The following is a 19,160-nucleotide window of genomic DNA, read 5'->3' as shown; positions in this document are numbered from 1 at the left end:
ATTCGCATCTGCTGTACTGGTTACAGGGTGCCCTGCTGCGGCAGGGCATCCCTGAGAAGTCTCACTCCGACGGGAGCTAATCCGTGAAAGACTTACTTAAGTTTCTGAAAGCGCAAACTAAGACCGAAGAGTTTGATGCGATCAAGATCGCTCTGGCCTCGCCAGACATGATCCGTTCCTGGTCTTTCGGCGAAGTTAAAAAGCCGGAAACCATCAACTACCGTACGTTCAAACCAGAACGTGACGGGCTTTTCTGTGCGCGTATTTTCGGGCCGGTAAAAGACTATGAGTGCCTGTGCGGTAAGTACAAGCGCCTGAAACATCGTGGTGTGATCTGTGAGAAGTGTGGCGTTGAAGTTACACAGACCAAAGTCCGCCGTGAGCGCATGGGCCACATTGAGCTGGCTTCTCCAACTGCGCACATCTGGTTCCTGAAATCGCTGCCATCCCGCATCGGTTTACTGCTGGATATGCCACTGCGTGATATCGAACGCGTTCTGTACTTCGAATCTTACGTCGTTGTTGAAGGCGGCATGACCAACCTCGAAAAGCGCCAGATCCTGACTGAAGAGCAGTATCTTGACGCGCTGGAAGAGTTTGGTGATGAATTCGACGCAAAAATGGGTGCGGAAGCTATCCAGGCCCTGTTGAAAAACATGGATCTGGAGCAAGAGTGCGAGCAGCTGCGTGAAGAGCTGAACGAAACTAACTCCGAAACCAAGCGTAAAAAGCTGACCAAGCGTATCAAGCTGCTGGAAGCGTTCGTTCAGTCTGGTAACAAGCCAGAGTGGATGATCCTGACCGTGCTGCCTGTACTGCCACCGGATCTGCGTCCGCTGGTACCGCTGGACGGCGGTCGTTTCGCAACTTCAGATCTGAACGATCTGTATCGTCGCGTGATCAACCGTAACAACCGTCTGAAGCGCCTGCTGGATCTGGCTGCGCCAGATATCATCGTACGTAACGAAAAACGTATGCTGCAGGAAGCGGTAGATGCGCTGCTGGATAACGGCCGTCGCGGTCGTGCGATCACAGGTTCTAACAAACGTCCTCTGAAATCTTTGGCCGACATGATCAAAGGTAAGCAGGGTCGTTTCCGTCAGAACCTGCTCGGTAAGCGTGTTGACTACTCAGGCCGTTCTGTCATCACCGTAGGTCCATACCTGCGCCTGCATCAGTGCGGTCTGCCGAAGAAAATGGCACTGGAGCTGTTCAAACCGTTTATCTACGGCAAGCTTGAACTGCGTGGTCTTGCTACCACCATCAAAGCCGCTAAGAAAATGGTTGAGCGTGAAGAAGCTGTCGTTTGGGATATCCTGGACGAAGTGATCCGCGAACACCCGGTCCTGCTGAACCGTGCACCAACCCTGCACCGTCTGGGCATCCAGGCGTTTGAGCCAGTACTGATCGAAGGTAAAGCGATTCAGCTGCACCCGCTGGTTTGTGCGGCATACAACGCCGACTTCGATGGTGACCAGATGGCTGTTCACGTACCGCTGACGCTGGAAGCCCAGCTGGAAGCGCGTGCGCTGATGATGTCTACTAACAACATCCTGTCTCCTGCGAACGGTGAGCCAATCATCGTTCCTTCTCAGGACGTTGTACTGGGTCTGTACTACATGACCCGTGACTGTGTTAACGCCAAAGGCGAAGGCATGGTGCTGACCGGTCCAAAAGAAGCTGAGCGTATTTACCGCGCCGGCCTCGCGTCTCTGCACGCTCGCGTTAAGGTACGTATTACCGAACATGAGAAGAATGAGCAGGGCGAATGGACTGCAAAAACCAGCCTGATCGATACGACCGTTGGCCGCGCCATCCTGTGGATGATCGTGCCGAAAGGTCTGCCTTACTCCATCGTCAACCAGGCGCTGGGTAAGAAAGCGATCTCCAGGATGCTGAACACCTGTTACCGCATCCTGGGCCTGAAGCCAACGGTTATCTTTGCTGACCAGACTATGTACACCGGCTTTGCCTATGCGGCACGTTCAGGTGCGTCTGTTGGTATCGACGACATGGTTATCCCAGAGAAGAAAGTGGAAATCATCACCGAAGCGGAAGCTGAAGTGGCTGAGATCCAGCAGCAGTTCCAGTCTGGTCTGGTTACCGCTGGCGAACGCTATAACAAAGTGATCGATATCTGGGCTGCGGCCAACGAACGCGTTGCGAAAGCAATGATGGAAAACCTGTCTACTGAAACCGTGATTAACCGTGACGGTGAAGAAGAGCGTCAGGTCTCCTTCAACAGCATCTTTATGATGGCCGACTCCGGTGCGCGTGGTTCTGCTGCACAGATTCGTCAGCTGGCCGGTATGCGTGGTCTGATGGCTAAGCCAGATGGCTCAATCATCGAAACGCCAATTACCGCGAACTTCCGTGAAGGTCTGAACGTACTTCAGTACTTCATCTCTACTCACGGTGCTCGTAAAGGTCTGGCGGATACCGCACTGAAAACGGCGAACTCCGGTTACCTGACTCGTCGTCTGGTAGACGTGGCGCAGGATCTGGTTGTTACCGAAGACGATTGTGGTACCCACGAAGGTATCATGATGACCCCGGTTATCGAGGGTGGTGATGTTAAAGAGCCGCTGCGTGAGCGCGTTCTGGGTCGTGTGACCGCAGAAGACGTTCTCAAGCCGGGTACTGCTGATATCCTGCTGCCGCGTAACACGCTGCTGCATGAAGCGCAGTGTGACATCCTCGAAGAACACTCTGTTGACAGCCTGAAAGTGCGTTCCGTGGTAAGCTGCGAAACCGACTTCGGCGTGTGTGCTCACTGCTACGGTCGTGACCTGGCGCGTGGCCACATTATCAACAAAGGTGAAGCGATCGGTGTTATCGCTGCACAGTCAATCGGTGAGCCGGGTACACAGCTGACGATGCGTACCTTCCACATCGGTGGTGCGGCATCTCGTGCGGCTGCTGAATCCAGCATCCAGGTTAAGAACAAAGGTACCATTAAACTCTCTAACGCCAAGTCGGTAACCAACTCCGCTGGCAAGCTGGTGATTACTTCACGTAATACCGAGCTGAAAATGATCGATGAATTCGGTCGTACGAAAGAGAGCTATAAAGTTCCTTACGGTTCTACCATGGCTAAAGGTGACGGCGAGCAGGTTGCAGCGGGCGAGACCGTAGCAAACTGGGACCCACATACCATGCCGGTAATCACCGAAGTGAGCGGTTTCATTCGCTTCACTGACATGATCGATGGCCAGACCATTACCCGCCAGACGGATGACCTGACCGGTCTGTCCTCTCTGGTTATCCTTGACAGTGCGGAACGTACTGCAGGTGGTAAAGATCTGCGTCCGGCACTGAAAATCGTTGATGCTAACGGTAACGACGTAATGATCCCTGGCTCTGATATGCCAGCTCAGTACTTCCTGCCGGGTAAAGCGATTGTTCAGCTGGAAGATGGTATCAAGATCAGTTCTGGTGACACCCTGGCGCGTGTTCCGCAGGAATCAGGCGGTACCAAGGACATCACCGGTGGTCTGCCACGTGTTGCTGACCTGTTCGAAGCCCGTCGTCCGAAAGAGCCAGCAATCCTGGCTGAGATCAGCGGTATCATCTCCTTCGGTAAAGAAACCAAAGGCAAACGTCGTCTGGTGATCACGCCAATCGACGGTAGCGATCATTACGAAGAGATGATTCCGAAATGGCGCCAGCTGAACGTGTTCGAAGGTGAACGCGTAGAGCGCGGTGACGTGGTTTCCGATGGTCCAGAGTCTCCACATGACATTCTGCGTCTGCGTGGCGTGCATGCGGTAACCCGCTACATCACTAACGAAGTGCAGGAAGTTTACCGCCTGCAGGGCGTTAAGATTAACGATAAGCACATTGAAGTTATCGTTCGTCAGATGCTGCGTAAAGCGACCATCGCCAGCGCAGGAAGCACTGACTTCCTCGACGGTGAGCAGGTTGAATTCTCACGCGTTAAGATCGCTAACCGCGAGCTGGAAGCTAACGGCAAAATCTCTGCAACATTTGCACGGGATCTGCTGGGTATTACCAAAGCTTCCCTGGCAACCGAGTCGTTTATCTCTGCGGCATCGTTCCAGGAAACCACACGTGTACTGACCGAAGCAGCTGTTGCAGGTAAACGCGACGAACTGCGCGGCCTGAAAGAGAACGTTATCGTTGGCCGTCTGATCCCAGCCGGTACCGGTTACGCTTATCATCAGGACCGTATGCGTCGTAAAGCTGCGGGTGAGGCACCAGTTGTGCCAGTCGTCACAGCTGATGAAGCGTCTGCCAGCCTGGCAGAATTGCTGAACGCTGGCCTGGGCGGTAACGACGAGTAATCGTCAACGGCTTATGGCATAGTAAAAACCTCGCTCCGGCGAGGTTTTTTTTCGCCCATAAAAAGTCAACAGGGATATGACGATGTTCAAAACAGCCCCTTTTATCGCCGCTATAGTGGGATGGATAACGGCAGAATCCGCACAATAATTAACCGCGAAACTAAGCAGGCCACCCTGAAGCAGCCCGCTGCCAATAAAAAAGAGCAACGGAGGCAGCACGTCTCCGTTACCCCGGGCGCGCAATCCGCCCAAGCCACATCACTTATAGTGCCGGACATCATGGCAGGTCAGCCCGATGTCCTTCAGCTGCGCATCGCTCAGCCGGGAGAGAATTTTTCTGGTACATGCCCGCATACGCTGCTGCTGCCAGTGGCGATATGGAATGATGAAGATCGTTTTAATCAATCCCCAGCTGAACGGCTTTGCTGCTCTGTTTTCATGAAATTCCATCATCTGCCCCCTCAATGCCCGGTGTATGAACGGTATTTTGTCGCGGATGACATAAATGATACAGATGCAGAAATACTGTTTTATTGGCATACAGATGGCGTGATACGCTGACTGAATGGTCATAAAGACGTTAATCTGTACTGGTTTTCATTCCAGACTGAATGATGAGGGGGATACGATGACGCGTTACCAATATCTGGCAGACCTGCTGGCACAGCGCATTGAGCAGGGCTTGTACCAGACGGGAGAGCGGTTGCCGTCGGTACGAGCCCTTAGCAGCGAACATGGTGTCAGTATCAGTACGGTGCAGCAGGCCTATTATCTGCTGGAAGAGCGACAGCTGATTACCCCGCAGTCGCGCTCGGGATATTTCGTTTCCCCGCGCAAGGCTGCTCCACCGGTTCCGGCAATTACCCGCCCGGTTCAGCGCCCGGTTGAAATCACCCAGTGGGATGCCGTGCTGCATCTGCTTGAAGCCCGTTCCGATGAGCATACCCTTCAACTGGGTAGCGGTATGCCGGATGTCGGTCAGCCAACGCTGAAGCCGTTGTGGAAGTCTATCAGTCGGGTTGCTCAACAGCAGGAAGAACGCCTGCTGGGCTATGACACGCTATGTGGCATCCCGGAACTGCGTGAACAGATTGCGCGCCTGATGATCGACAGCGGCTGCCAGCTGGAGGCGGATGACATCGTCATTACGACCGGTTGCCATGAGGCCCTGTCGATATCGATACGCGCGGTCTGTCAGCCAGGCGATATCATCGCCGTTGAATCGCCAACCTTTCACGGCATCATGCAAACCCTGCGTGGATTCGGCATTCGGGCGATAGAGATCCCCACTGACTCTTCGACGGGTATCAGCCTTGAAGCACTGGAGCTGGCCTTTGAACAATGGCCAATCAAAGCGGTGGTGGTCGTGCCGAACTGCAATAACCCGCTGGGGTTTATTATGCCGGAGTATCGCAAGCGGGCTCTGGTAACACTGGCACAGCGCTTTGATGCAGCGATCATCGAGGATGATGTGTACGGCGAGCTGGCTTTTGACTATCCGCGGCCGATAACCATTAAGTCGCTGGATACCGATGGTCGCGTTTTGCTTTGTAGTTCATTCTCAAAAATTCTAGCCCCGGGACTGCGGGTGGGGTGGGTGGTACCGGGACGATACTTCGACCGCGTGCTGCATATGAAGTACATCGTTACCGGGTCAACCACTACCCTGACGCAGATGGCGGTCGCCGGATTTATAAGCCAGGGCTACTATCAGCCGCACCTGCGGCGTATGCGGATTACCTATCAGCGAAACCTGGAGATATTTACCCGCCTGGTACGTCAACATTTTCCCTGTGGTATTTGTGTTACCCGTCCTCAGGGCGGTTTCCTGATCTGGGTTGAGCTACCGGAAGCATTTGATTCACACCGGCTCAATGCTGAACTGCGTGAGTCGAAAATTCAAATCGCCGTCGGTTCGCTGTTTTCCGCATCGGGCAAGTACCGCAACTGCCTGCGGCTGAGCTACGCCCAAACCTGCACGGATAAAACCGAACGGGCGCTGGCGATTCTTGGTGCTGCCTTAGAGCGGGCTATGCAATCCTGCTCTCCGATGCGTGAGCTGGCGATGACCAGCGATGTTCGGGGAGAAGGCAGGGCCAGCGGGAAGGAACAGCGCTGACCCTGGCTGACGGCGAAACTGCTGCCAGCACTGCCACTATAGCGGCGTATGCAGAGGTGAAAAGCCGCAGAGACTGAGCCTGCGGCGTTGCTTCATGACACTTTGCCGGCGTTACGACATATTACATTTTATTGTGCAGTGCCTTCCGGGGATTCAACCAGATCCAGCAGCTTGCGGGTTGCCGCCTGCCAGTCGTCCGCTTTGGTGATAGCACTGACCACCGCCACGCTGCCGACGCCGGTTGCCAGCACCGCCGGGACGCGATCGATGCTGATACCACCAATCGCCACGGTTGAGATACCCTGCAAGCGCTGAATATGGCGGGTCAGTTCTGCCAGGCCCTGCGGCGCAGAAGGCATATCTTTGGTCTGCGTAGGGAAGACATGGCCCAGTGCGATGTACGAAGGCTGAACGGCCAGTGCGCGATCCAGCTCGGCATCATCGTGAGTAGACAGTCCCAGCCGCAGCCCTGCAGCGTGAATCGCATCAAGGTCGGCGATATCCAGATCTTCCTGCCCCAGATGAACGCCATAGGCCTGATGCTTGATTGCCAGACGCCAGTAGTCATTTATAAACAGCCTTGCCTGGTAACGTTTGCCAAGGGCAATCGCTTCAGCGATCTGCTGTTCGACTTCGTCATCCTGGCGATCTTTTATGCGCAATTGGATAGTGCGCACGCCAAAATCCAGCAGGCGGGCAATCCATTCAACGGTTTCCACTACCGGATAAAGCCCAAGCCGGGCATCGGTAGCGGGAAAAGGACCACGACTCATACATTTTCCTCGGTTTTAAGCGCATCGGCGCGGTGATACAGTTCACCGCCGCGAGTGCGGAATTCATCAGACATTTGTGCCATACCGATCTCAATTGGCACGGCTTCGGCTTGCTGGCGTGCAGCGTATTCGCGCACTTCCTGGGTAATCTTCATCGAACAGAACTTCGGCCCGCACATTGAGCAGAAGTGCGCCACCTTACCGGATTCCTGCGGCAGGGTTTCATCATGATAGGCGCGGGCGGTATGCGGATCGAGGGCAAGGTTAAACTGGTCTTCCCAGCGAAACTCAAACCGTGCCTTAGACATTGCATTATCACGGATCTGAGCGCCTGGATGGCCTTTCGCGAGGTCAGCGGCGTGCGCGGCGATTTTATAGGTAATCAGTCCTTGCTTAACATCTTCTTTGTTGGGCAAACCAAGATGTTCTTTCGGCGTCACGTAGCACAGCATCGCACAGCCAAGCCAGCCGATCATCGCGGCCCCAATCCCTGATGTAAAGTGGTCATAACCGGGAGCGATGTCGGTCGTCAGCGGACCGAGCGTATAAAACGGTGCTTCATGGCAATGTTCCAGCTGCTCGGTCATATTACGGCGGATCATCTGCATTGGCACGTGCCCGGGCCCTTCAATCATCACCTGCACATCATATTCCCAGGCAATTTTAGTTAGTTCTCCTAACGTATGCAGCTCGGAGAACTGTGCTTCGTCGTTGGCATCCTGAATTGAACCCGGGCGCAGACCGTCACCGAGTGAGAGGGAAACATCATAGGCGGCACAGATTTCACAAATCTCGCGGAAATGCAGATAGAGGAAGCTTTCTTTGTGGTGCGACAGGCACCACTTCGCCATGATCGACCCGCCGCGCGAAACAATACCAGTCAATCTTTTGGCGGTCATCGGTACATAACGCAACAACACGCCGGCATGAATAGTAAAATAATCAACACCTTGCTCCGCCTGCTCCAGCAGCGTATCGCGGAAAATCTCCCAGTTAAGATCTTCTGCCACGCCATTCACCTTCTCCAGCGCCTGGTAGATCGGCACGGTGCCGATCGGTACCGGGCTGTTTCGCAAGATCCATTCACGTGTTTCATGGATATAGCTGCCGGTGGAAAGATCCATCACCGTGTCGGCACCCCAGCGAGCAGACCACACCAGTTTTTCAACTTCCTCCTCAATCGAAGAGCTGACCGCGGAGTTGCCGATATTGGCGTTGATCTTCACCAGGAAGTTACGCCCAATGATCATCGGTTCCGATTCCGGATGGTTAATATTGGCCGGAATGATCGCCCGTCCGGCGGCGACTTCCTGGCGCACAAACTCTGCGCTAATATTTTCCGGCAGGCTGGCACCGAAGCTGTTGCCCGGGTGCTGTTGCAGAAGAATTTCACCGCGAATGCGCTCGCGGCCCATATTTTCACGTATCGCAATATATTCCATTTCCGGGGTGATGACACCCAGGCGCGCGTAATGCATCTGAGTAACGCAGCGACCTGCCAGTGCGCGTCGTGGACGAGGAGGATTATCGAAACGCAGATGATCCAGTCCTTCATCAGCCAGCCGCTGCTGGGTGTAGACTGAGCTGAGTTCAGCAATTTCTTCCGTATCGGCACGCTGGTGAATCCATGTGCTGCGCAGCTTGTCGATACCGCGATGCACATCGATAGCGGCTGCCGGATCGCCGTAGGGGCCTGCGGTGTCATAGACCGGCACCGGTTCATTCTCTTCTAATAGCGGATTGTCTTTATTGCCGCCGATAACGGTTGGGCTTAGCTGGATTTCACGCATCGGTACGCGGATATCGTCCCGGGACCCGATCAGATAAATACGTTTTGAATTGGGGAAGGCCGTGCCCTGCAGAGAATCGATAAACTGCTGAGCTTCAGCGCGCTGCTCACGGCGATTAGTTTTTTTCTCAACGAGAAGTTTTTCAACGGTAGACATAGCAAATTCCTGAAATATTAGGGAAAGTTGCTTGCCTGGAGGCGGGAGTAATTTGAACGATGAGAAACATTTTATTTCGCATCATCGCAGACGATTTTACTCTTGTTCCCTTCGCAGGTGTTAACCTGAACAGGTTCCGCGGATCCCGAATTAACGGTCTCAGCCCCGTGGGGCACTCCGACAAGAAATACTCTCTGATTTTCACACTTGGGTGCCAGAAAATCAGTTTGAAGTCAGAACAAAACGTTTTTTGCTCAAACTAAATAGCCTCTTCAGCATAAAGGGGCTAATTGGAAACTACAAGTAATTCACAATCTGATAACGAATCAGGCGGAAGGAGCAAGAGGCGCTACATCTTTAGTTATATGATTTTCAGCAACTTTTTCCAGGGCCAGCTTAATAAATTTATCCTCCAGCACGAAGCGTTCAGCCAGCGCCTCGCCGACCAGAGAAAGCGTTTGCTGGAAATCTACTGCATCATCTGTTTCGATGGACTTTTCCAGATATGTATCATAAATCTGCATAATGTGGTCGGTATTGGCGCGTAAAGAGGGATAAATCAGTGCCGCCTGCGCCAGCTGTTCCGTTCCTTCAAGCTCTTTGATGAAACGTTCGTAGGCCGTGAAATGGCCCGCTGAGAGATAGTCCACCAGATTCTGGCAAAAATTATCCAGTGCATTTTCATCGAGCGCCGTCAACGATTCCTTGTTAGGCTTTAAACCAGCCATTTGATAATAGGCAATCAGCAGCTGCTTACGGGCATGTAAACAGAAATCGACCAGTTCACTACAGCCGCTAACGCGTGCGGTCAGGTTTTCTAACTGGTTAAGCATGTTCATCTCCGTGAGTTTTATTTTTAATGCCTGACCTCAAACCAGTCTTTGAGCTGAGGATGATAAGCAAGTTATGGAACGTCAAATATCAAGCGTAGACACTGGCTGGTGGGTTGTCAGCCACGAACATAAAATTTGGTTACCAAAAGGCGAAATTCCTCGAGGATCTGCCGAATCACTCGGCTTGACGGGATCAAAAGGATCGCCTATTGGCGAATGGCAGGGGGAAACGGTGTGGTTGATCTGCGAAACCCGCACGCGTGACACCGGATCGCTGCGTCAATTGCTCGATCAGGAAACCGGTTTATTTCAGCTGGCTGGTCGGGGTATACAGTTGGCAGAGTTTTACCGCTCGCACCGCTGGTGTGGCTACTGTGGCCATGAGATGCACCACAGCAAAACCGAATGGGCCTGCCTGTGCAGCCACTGTCGGCAGCGTTACTATCCGCAAATTTCTCCCTGTATCATTGTTGCCATTCGCCGTGAGGATAAGATCCTGCTGGCCCAGCATACCCGGCATCGTAATGGCATTTACACCGTGTTAGCTGGCTTTGCTGAAGTCGGTGAGACGCTGGAGCAGGCGGTAGCGCGCGAAGTGATGGAAGAAGCCGCAATTAAGGTTAAAAATCTGCGATATGTTTCATCTCAGCCGTGGCCATTTCCGCAGTCGCTGATGATGGCCTTTATGGCCGACTATGATGTGGGCGAAATCAACATTGACCCTAAAGAACTGCTGGATGCGGATTGGTACCGGCATGATGCTTTACCACAGCTGCCGCCAGCTGGCACTATCGCCCGACGTTTAATTGAGGATACCGTGGCATTATGTCGTGCTGAGTATAAGTAAAATGTACGGCTGATTAACGACTTAATTTATTAGATCTTCCCACCCTGTTTCCCCTGGCGTGCCGCTCTGTACCGCCGGGGGATTTACTTCTGTCCAGATATAAGAACCTTTAGGTTTATCTCCGTGGTGAATTCTAATATGATTCACTTCGTGGAAGATTTTAAGCTCGTAACAAGGAATAGTTTTCAATTGACTCCGTTTATTGCTTTAAATTTCCGATAAAATAAATAGTCTTTATTTAGATCAGAGAGCTATTTCCTAATAAATCTTATTAAATCCTTTGAAAGCAAAGTCGCTGATCCGTATGCAGCTTTTAACGACGTGGTTAGGTGACAATTCATCAGGGTGATTCATATGTAGGTTGGACGTAGGTATGTTTAAGAACAGAGCACAATATTATCTTTGGGGGATCTGGATTTTCTGGATCGGTAGCATTATCGCTTTTTTGCTATCGCACAGGACTTCAATGCTGATTTTCCTTGGCGGTATGGGATGCCTTGTCCTGCTGAGTCTGTCAACATATCTACGCGTGAACAGAGTGATTATAAATATGTTTAATTTCAGTAAGAAAGAAGAAGTTAAAACGACGGAAGGACAGGTTTCGTCCGCCAGTACAATGAGTGAGAACACCAGCATGGAGCCATTAGCGGAAAGTAATAACATTAAGGAAACAACTATTTCACCCGGAACAATGCTACGTGGTGAAATTACTAACGAAAGTAACATTACCATTAGTGGTGAAGTTGAAGGCGATGTAACCAGTAAAAAGGTCACGCACATAGGTAAAGAAGGAAAAGTTGTTGGAAAAGTCACATCCTTTAAGCTGGTAGTAAACGGCCTGTTAAACGGATGCTGCTATGCGAAAACAGTAGTGATAATGTCGCGAGGAAGAATAGAAGGCGACGTTTATGCTAGTGAATTCTCAATTGAGAAAGGCGGCGTATTTATTGGTAATTCTCATTGGGTTGAAGAAACCTCTGAAATAAAAGATAAAAAATCAAAAAATTCAAATGTAACAGATCCTGAACGGACGCCTTCACTGGTTCCTGTCGAAGGTGGTGCTGCAAAAAGTCATCAGATGCAGGCTAAGAAGTAGCGTCAAAGGGCCCATTTCAGGTTAGGTGCTCTCCCTGCCTTGATACTTATACGCGAAAAGGCAGGGACTTTAGCGTTCCCTTCAATTTATTGGGCCGCCGGGCACAGTCAATCTTGATAAATGATACACTACAGGCTTATTTGGAGTAGAGAGCCCTGTGATGAGTGAATTGAAGAACGATCGTTATCTGCGCGCCCTGCTGCGCCAGCCTGTTGATGTTACCCCTGTATGGATGATGCGCCAGGCCGGTCGCTACTTGCCGGAGTATAAAGCAACGCGTGCCGTCGCCGGTGACTTCATGTCGCTGTGCAAAAACGCCGAGCTGGCCTGTGAAGTTACGCTGCAGCCTCTGCGGCGCTATGCGCTTGATGCGGCAATTCTGTTCTCCGATATTCTTACGATCCCTGATGCGATGGGACTTGGCCTCTACTTTGAAACGGGTGAAGGTCCCCGTTTCTCGCAGCCAATAACCTGCCGTGCTGATGTTGAGAAGCTGCCGATCCCCGATCCTGAACAGGAACTGGGCTATGTGATGAATGCCGTGCGAACGATTCGCAAGAATTTAAACGGCGAAGTGCCGTTAATCGGTTTCTCTGGCAGTCCCTGGACGTTGGCGACCTACATGGTGGAAGGCGGCAGCAGTAAAGCATTTACCAAGCTGAAAAAGATGATGTATGCCGAACCGCAGACTCTGCACCTGATGCTCGACAAGCTTGCTGATAGCGTCACCCTTTACTTAAACGCTCAAATTCGCGCGGGTGCCCAGTCGGTGATGATCTTCGATACCTGGGGCGGTGTACTGACGGGGCGCGACTATCGCGAGTTCTCGCTCTATTACATGCACAAGATCGTTGATGGCCTGCTGCATGAGAATGACGGTCGCCGCGTTCCGGTTACGCTGTTCACTAAGGGCGGCGGTCAGTGGCTGGAAGAGATGGCAGCAACCGGCTGCGATGCACTGGGTCTGGACTGGACTACGGATATCGCCGATGCCCGTCGCCGTGTGGGGGATAAAGTGGCATTGCAGGGAAATATGGACCCTTCCATCCTTTACGCACCTCCTGCGCGGATCGAACAGGAAGTGGCAGGTATTCTTGAAGGCTATGGCCGGGGAGCCGGGCACGTGTTCAACCTTGGGCACGGAATTCATCAGGATGTACCGCCAGAGCATGCGGGCGCTTTTGTGGAGGCGGTGCACAAACTTTCGCGCCCTTATCACCAGGGGTAAAAAATGGACATAGCCGTATTGCGTGACCGGCAGCGTGCTCTCGCTGCTGAAGTCGTTCTTCAGGATGATTTTGACGTCATGCCTCCGCGACTGGTAGGTGGTGCGGATGTCGGCTTTGAGCAGGGCGGAGAAGTTACCCGTGCCGCCCTGGTCATACTGGAATACCCTTCACTGCGGCTGATTGAGCATCAGGTGGCGCGTATTGCCACACTAATGCCCTACATCCCCGGCTTTCTTTCCTTCCGGGAAACCCCGGCTTTACAGGCGGCCTGGCAGAAACTTGCTCATCGTCCCGACCTGTTACTCGTGGATGGCCACGGCATCGCTCATCCAAGACGGCTGGGTGTGGCAAGCCACTTCGGTTTGCTGGTGGATGTGCCGACGATTGGCGTGGCGAAAAAGCGGTTGTGCGGGGCATTTACGCCGCCGGATGCCGAACCCGGCAGCTGTCAGCCGCTGATGGATAAAGACCAGCAGCTTGGTTGGGTGCTGCGCAGTAAAGCGCGCTGTAATCCACTGTTTATTTCCACCGGACATCGTGTCAGCCAGTCTACCGCTCTTCAATGGGTTGAAAACTGTTTGCGTGGTTATCGCCTGCCGGAGCCAACGCGCTGGGCGGATGCGGTTGCATCACAGCGTCGGGCTTTTACCTCGCTCTCACTGGGTTAACCGTGATGCCGTGATGCTTTTCAGGTACACTCCCCGCAGCGCGTTAATTCTGAGACCCTGATATGTTACGTAACCCAATTCATTTACGGCTGGAAAAGCTGGAAAGCTGGCAGCATGTGACTTTTATGGCCTGTCTGTGTGAGCGGATGGCCCCTAACTACCGTGCATTTTGCCAGCAGACCGGTTTCGGCGATGGCCAGCTGTATCGTCGTATTCTCGATCTCCTGTGGGAAACCCTGGTAGTTAAGGATGCGAAGGTCAACTTCGACAGCCAGCTGGAGAAGCTGGAAGAAGCCATCCCCTCCGCCGACGATTATGACCTGTACGGCGTCTATCCGGCGATTGATGCCTGCGTGGCGCTCAGTGAACTGATCCATTCCCGCTTGAGCGGTGAAACCCTGGCCCATGCTATCGCCGTGAGTGAAACATCAATTACCACCGTGGCCATGCTGGAAATGACCCAGGCCGGACGCGAAATGACCGAAGAAGAGTTGAAAGTGAATCCCGCAGTAGAAGAGGAATGGGATATCCAGTGGGAGATTTTCCGCCTGCTTGCAGCCTGTGAGGAAAGGGACATCGAGCTGATCAAAGGACTGCGATCCGACCTGCGTGAATCCGGGATCAGTAATATCGGGATAGATTTTCATCAATAAGGCCACAAAACGTGACTTCAGGCCAGATTTGTAGAGCCTTTGGGCTTCACATTCGCCCCCACTCTGGTCTACATTTGGAGGGCTGAAAAATGTGGCTATCGGTGCGTGTAGGCTGGAGAGTGCCAGAATCTGGTTTTTCCCCTCGCACCTGGTGCTTAGCAAGCGATAAATACACTGTAAGGATAACTTATGAACAAGACTCAACTGATTGATGTAATTGCGGACAAAGCGGACCTGTCTAAGACCCAGGCTAAAGCTGCACTGGAATCCACTCTGGCTGCGATTACTGAGTCTCTGAAAGAAGGTGATGCTGTACAACTGGTTGGTTTTGGTACCTTTAAAGTTAACCACCGTGCTGAGCGTACTGGCCGCAACCCGCAGACTGGCAATGAGATCAAAATTGCTGCTGCAAACGTACCAGCATTCGTTTCTGGTAAAGCACTGAAAGACGCTGTTAAGTAATCGTCCGACGGTGAAGAGTTTAAACAGGGGGGCGAATTCGCCCCCTTTGTTTACCTGAAGTAAATCTTCTGGCTGCTTTCCTACTGCCGCCGCGGTCATGTGATATTCTTTTATCATGAAACTGACGCTTCCCAACCGTATCTCCATCCTCATTACGCTGCTGCTGTTAGCGGGTTGCAGTTCACATTCCGATCTGCCCGATTTTACCGCCAGCGGCTATCTTGCCGATCGCGGTGCCGTACGGATATGGCGAAAAGATAGCCATGCAGAAATCTCCCACATGATGACCGTATTCACACCATTCACAGGAGGTGCGACGGAAACAACGGACTATCAGTGGCTGGATGGCAAGCCGGTGGCGATTGAACGCCATGTTTCTGGCAAGCAAACTGATAACGTGACGCTACGTTTTGACCATGACGGTGCTCTAAGCTTTATGCAACGCCAACTGGATGGACACCGGGAACCCTTATCTGCCGATGAAGTTGCCCTGTATCAGTTTGATGCTCAGCGTATGCTGAAGATTAGCAACGATTTGCGGAACGGACGGGTAGCGCTGATCCAGGGACGCTGGTCGCCAGGCGGAGAGGTCACCAGCTGTCAGGGCAATCAACTAAGGCCAGAATTCGATGAAATGGAACTCGAACATATTGCCAGACAGCGGGCGTCTGCGTCTGCGTCTGCGTCTGCCGAGCCGCTCAATGTGGCCTGGCTGCAGGCACAGGATGGGGTTCAGCTACTGCTGGTCAGCCATGAGGATTTTTGCCAGAGCGAACCCAAAGAGGCTGATTTCTGATCGTGTATTTAAGGCATATGAATAAATTCATGCCATCTTTGCGTTCAGGAGCGATTATCCCCACAACGATCTTTTTATCCTATCTTTGTCCATTCTCAATTTTTCCAGGTCAGTCCAGCGATTGGCATTAAATACAGTTTTTAACCGCAAAAAAGAAGCGCCCGAGAAGAGCGCTTTTTATCGCAATAGCTAAAGATGAGAGCTTACTTACGATTTATCGCACGGTAGCCAATGTCTTTACGGCAGAAGCTGCCTTCCCATGAGATTGGCTGGGCCAGTTCGTAAGCACGTTTCTGAGCGGCAGCAACGTCTTCACCCAGCGCGGTAACGCACAGTACGCGTCCGCCGTTGGTCACCACCAGATCGTCTTCCAGCGTAGTACCCGCGTGGAAAACCTTGCCGTCGGCGGCTTCTTCCAGCGGTAAACCGTGGATTTGAGCGCCAGTGGCGTAATCACCCGGATAACCACCGGCTGCCAGCACCACGCCCAGCGATGGACGAGGGTCCCAAACGGAATCTTTCTGATCCAGCTTACCGTCAACGGCAGCCAGGCAGAGATCAACCAGATCCGACTGCAGGCGCAGCATGATCGGCTGAGTTTCCGGATCGCCGAAGCGGCAGTTAAACTCGATCACTTTCGGCTGGCCGCTTTTATCGATCATCAGACCGGCATACAGGAAGCCGGTATAGACGTTGCCTTCGCCTGCCATGCCACGCACGGTTGGCCAGATCACTTCATCCATCACGCGCTGGTGGATTTCATCGGTCACCACCGGGGCCGGGGAGTAGGCACCCATACCGCCGGTATTCGGGCCGGTATCCGCATCGCCAACGCGTTTGTGATCCTGGCTGGTGGCCATTGGCAGCACGTTCTCGCCGTCAACCATTACAATGAAGCTGGCTTCTTCGCCATCAAGGAACTCTTCCACCACGATGCGGTGACCCGCATCGCCAAAAGCGTTACCGGCCAGCATATCCTGAATCGCGTCCTCAGCTTCCTGCTGGGTCATCGCTACAATGACGCCTTTACCCGCAGCAAGGCCATCGGCCTTGATCACGATTGGCGCACCTTTCTCACGCACGTAAGCCAGGGCTGGCTCAACCTCAGTAAAGTTCTGGTATTCCGCCGTTGGGATCTGATGGCGGGCCAGGAAGTCTTTAGTAAAGGCTTTAGAGCCTTCCAGCTGAGCAGCGGCCTGCGTTGGGCCAAAGATTTTCAGACCGGCCGCGCGGAACGTATCCACCACGCCTTTCACCAGCGGCGCTTCCGGGCCAACGATGGTCAGATCGATTTTCTCACTCAGAGCAAAGTCCAGCAGGCCCTGAATGTCGGTTGGATTGATAGCCACGTTCTGCAGCACGGGCTCGAGCGCGGTGCCGGCATTGCCCGGCGCAACGAATACGGTGTCAGCCAGCGGTGACTGAGCGGCTTTCCAGGCAAGCGCATGTTCACGGCCGCCGTTACCAATAACCAAAATTTTCATTTGAGACTCCGTAATTAATGGCGGAAATGACGCATGTCGGTAAAGATCATCGCAATGCCGTGTTCATCGGCTGCGGCAATCACTTCATCATCGCGAATCGACCCACCTGGCTGAATCACACAGGTGATACCCACTGCGGCAGCTGCATCAATCCCATCGCGGAACGGGAAGAAGGCATCGGAGGCCATCGCTGACCCCTTCACTTCCAGGCCTTCATCAGCGGCTTTGATACCGGCAATTTTGGCTGAGTAAACGCGGCTCATCTGGCCTGCACCTATACCGATAGTCATATTGTCACGGGCATAGACAATAGCATTGGATTTCACGAATTTAGCCACTTTCCAGCAGAACAAGGCATCACGCAGCTCCTGCTCGCTCGGCTGGCGCTTGCTGACCACGCGCAGCTGGCTCTCATTGACCATGCCCAGATCGCGATCCTGCACCAGCAGGCCGCCGTTTACACGTTTGAAATCCAGACCGTTCTGGCGCTGCTGCCACTGGCCGCAGGTCAGGACGCGAACGTTTTGCTTCGCAGCGGTCACTTTCAGGGCCGCTTCGCTGGCTGATGGCGCAATGATCACTTCAACAAACTGACGGCTGATAATGGCCTGAGCCGTGGCTTCATCCAGCTCGCGGTTGAATGCGATGATCCCGCCAAAGGCTGAAGTCGGGTCGGTTTTGTACGCGCGCTCGTAGGCATCAAGAATCGAGCCACCTACCGCCACGCCGCACGGATTCGCATGCTTGACGATAACGCAGGCCGGCAGATCAAACTCTTTCACGCATTCCAGTGCCGCGTCGGTATCGGCGATGTTGTTATAAGAAAGCGCTTTGCCCTGAACCTGCTGCGCGGTGGCAACTGAGGCTTCGGAAACATTCTCTTCTATATAGAAGGCAGCATCCTGATGGCTGTTTTCACCGTAGCGCATATCCTGCTTCTTGATGAAGTTCAGATTCAGAGTACGTGGGAAGCGACCGGCAGGTGCAGTTGTCTCACCGTGATAGGCAGGAACGAGGCTGCCAAAGTAGTTGGCGATCATGCTGTCGTAGGCGGCAGTGTGTTCGAATGCTTTGATCGCCAGATCGAAACGGGTTTCCAGCGTCAGCGAGTTCTCGTTGGCGTCCAGCTCGGCTACGATAGCCTGATAGTCGCTGCTCTTCACGACAATCGCCACGTCTCTGTGGTTCTTCGCTGCGGAGCGCACCATGGTTGGACCACCGATATCGATATTCTCTACCGCATCCTCCAGCGAGCAGCCTTCGCGTGCAACGGTCTGGGCAAATGGATAAAGGTTAACGACGACCATATCGATAGGGGAGATGCTGTGTTCGGACATGATGGCATCATCCTGACCGCGGCGTCCTAAAATGCCACCATGCACTTTCGGGTGCAGCGTTTTAACGCGTCCATCCATCATTTCCGGGAAACCGGTGTAGTCAGACACTTCAGTTACGGGCAGGCCAGCCTCGGCCAGCAGGCGGGCGGTACCGCCAGTGGAGAGTAGCTCGACGCCACGTTGAGAAAGCGCCTGAGCGAATTCGAGGATACCGGCTTTGTCAGACACGCTGAGCAGCGCGCGGCGTACAGGACGACGTTGTTGCATGGTGGTTTTATCCCTTGGCTTTGGATCGCATATTAAAGAGCGTTATATGAAGCTTAGCCTTGCTCTTCTCTATATAGAGGAAGATAAGTTTCAGGTAACGCCCCTGAAAGGGGCTTCCATTACGCGCGGGCATTGTAGCGAAAACGTTTGCGTGTTGCTCGTCAAAATTGTCATTGAATAAAGAGTGTGAATAAGTTTGTGTATAAACAGGTATAAGGCGGGGTTTTGCTGTGGAATGCAGCAAACGGTAAAATTATCGCAATTTAGCCCTTGTCAGCCGTCGAGAACTCCCTATAATGCGCAACCACTGAGACGGCACAACGGCTTACAGGCCAGCGTGTTGGAG

Annotated in this window: 15 protein-coding genes and 1 riboswitch; of the genes, 9 read left to right on the top strand and 6 right to left on the bottom strand. The window is 53.0% G+C overall.

All coding sequences use genetic code 11. From position 1 onward, the window contains the following. Positions 1 to 83: 83 nt before the first annotated feature. Positions 84 to 4,304: a DNA-directed RNA polymerase subunit beta' gene (gene rpoC / locus AC07U6_RS21250; protein ID WP_494764179.1), complete on the top strand. Its 4,221-nt coding sequence runs from the start codon at positions 84 to 86 to the stop codon at positions 4,302 to 4,304. A 258-nt stretch (positions 4,305 to 4,562) separates the two neighbouring features. On the opposite strand, the gene AC07U6_RS21245 is transcribed toward rpoC, so the two are convergent. After that, the gene (locus AC07U6_RS21245) at positions 4,563 to 4,658 is read right to left on the bottom strand and encodes a DUF1127 domain-containing protein (protein WP_494764579.1); all 96 of its coding nucleotides are present in this window, start codon (positions 4,656 to 4,658) and stop codon (positions 4,563 to 4,565) included. Between the two features lie 274 nt (positions 4,659 to 4,932). Between AC07U6_RS21245 and AC07U6_RS21240 the strand changes: the two genes are divergently transcribed. After that, positions 4,933 to 6,423, top strand: a complete 1,491-nt coding sequence (locus AC07U6_RS21240) for an aminotransferase-like domain-containing protein (protein ID WP_494764178.1) — start codon at positions 4,933 to 4,935, stop codon at positions 6,421 to 6,423. A 128-nt stretch (positions 6,424 to 6,551) separates the two neighbouring features. On the opposite strand, the gene thiE is transcribed toward AC07U6_RS21240, so the two are convergent. From thiE to rsd, 3 genes are all read right to left on the bottom strand, one after another. Continuing rightward, on the bottom strand, positions 6,552 to 7,196 hold the full coding sequence (gene thiE, locus AC07U6_RS21235; RefSeq protein WP_494764177.1) for a thiamine phosphate synthase: 645 nt from the start codon (positions 7,194 to 7,196) through the stop codon (positions 6,552 to 6,554). Then, a complete protein-coding gene (gene thiC / locus AC07U6_RS21230; protein ID WP_494764176.1) occupies positions 7,193 to 9,142 on the bottom strand; it encodes a phosphomethylpyrimidine synthase ThiC in 1,950 nt (649 codons plus the stop codon). The genes thiE and thiC overlap by 4 nt, the downstream gene beginning before the upstream one ends. An 89-nt stretch (positions 9,143 to 9,231) precedes the next feature. Beyond that, positions 9,232 to 9,332, bottom strand: a riboswitch (TPP riboswitch). Between the two features lie 136 nt (positions 9,333 to 9,468). Then, a complete protein-coding gene (rsd, locus tag AC07U6_RS21225; RefSeq protein WP_494764175.1) occupies positions 9,469 to 9,975 on the bottom strand; it encodes a sigma D regulator in 507 nt (168 codons plus the stop codon). Between the two features lie 73 nt (positions 9,976 to 10,048). Between rsd and nudC the strand changes: the two genes are divergently transcribed. The 7 genes from nudC to AC07U6_RS21190 all read left to right on the top strand — a co-directional run bounded on the left by nudC (position 10,049) and on the right by AC07U6_RS21190 (position 15,726). Continuing rightward, positions 10,049 to 10,822, top strand: coding sequence for an NAD(+) diphosphatase (gene nudC / locus AC07U6_RS21220; RefSeq protein WP_494764174.1), 774 nt, complete (start codon positions 10,049 to 10,051; stop codon positions 10,820 to 10,822). Positions 10,823 to 11,195: 373 nt separating this feature from the next. Further along, on the top strand, positions 11,196 to 11,918 hold the full coding sequence (locus tag AC07U6_RS21215) for a bactofilin family protein (protein WP_494764173.1): 723 nt from the start codon (positions 11,196 to 11,198) through the stop codon (positions 11,916 to 11,918). Between the two features lie 160 nt (positions 11,919 to 12,078). Beyond that, the gene (gene hemE, locus AC07U6_RS21210) at positions 12,079 to 13,146 is read left to right on the top strand and encodes a uroporphyrinogen decarboxylase (RefSeq protein WP_494764172.1); all 1,068 of its coding nucleotides are present in this window, start codon (positions 12,079 to 12,081) and stop codon (positions 13,144 to 13,146) included. Positions 13,147 to 13,149: 3 nt separating this feature from the next. Next, positions 13,150 to 13,815, top strand: coding sequence for a deoxyribonuclease V (nfi, locus tag AC07U6_RS21205; RefSeq protein ID WP_494764171.1), 666 nt, complete (start codon positions 13,150 to 13,152; stop codon positions 13,813 to 13,815). 62 nt (positions 13,816 to 13,877) lie between these two features. Further along, the gene (locus AC07U6_RS21200) at positions 13,878 to 14,468 is read left to right on the top strand and encodes a YjaG family protein (protein ID WP_205067743.1); all 591 of its coding nucleotides are present in this window, start codon (positions 13,878 to 13,880) and stop codon (positions 14,466 to 14,468) included. A 189-nt stretch (positions 14,469 to 14,657) separates the two neighbouring features. Further along, positions 14,658 to 14,930, top strand: coding sequence for a nucleoid-associated protein HU-alpha (hupA, locus tag AC07U6_RS21195; protein ID WP_017803060.1), 273 nt, complete (start codon positions 14,658 to 14,660; stop codon positions 14,928 to 14,930). 112 nt (positions 14,931 to 15,042) lie between these two features. After that, positions 15,043 to 15,726, top strand: coding sequence for a DUF1481 domain-containing protein (locus tag AC07U6_RS21190; RefSeq protein WP_494764578.1), 684 nt, complete (start codon positions 15,043 to 15,045; stop codon positions 15,724 to 15,726). A 203-nt stretch (positions 15,727 to 15,929) separates the two neighbouring features. Here the strand turns inward: AC07U6_RS21190 and purD are convergent, their stop codons facing one another. Together purD and purH are read right to left on the bottom strand one after the other, a co-directional pair. Further along, positions 15,930 to 17,210, bottom strand: coding sequence for a phosphoribosylamine--glycine ligase (purD, locus tag AC07U6_RS21185; RefSeq protein ID WP_494764170.1), 1,281 nt, complete (start codon positions 17,208 to 17,210; stop codon positions 15,930 to 15,932). Positions 17,211 to 17,224: 14 nt separating this feature from the next. Further along, positions 17,225 to 18,814: a bifunctional phosphoribosylaminoimidazolecarboxamide formyltransferase/IMP cyclohydrolase gene (purH, locus tag AC07U6_RS21180; protein WP_494764169.1), complete on the bottom strand. Its 1,590-nt coding sequence runs from the start codon at positions 18,812 to 18,814 to the stop codon at positions 17,225 to 17,227. Positions 18,815 to 19,160 lie beyond the last annotated feature (346 nt).

It is taken from the genome of Erwinia sp. GW821-FHT03D09 (genome assembly GCF_059420805.1).
Note: the sequence above shows the minus strand (reverse complement) of the source record. Positions and strands in the feature narration are given on the sequence as shown.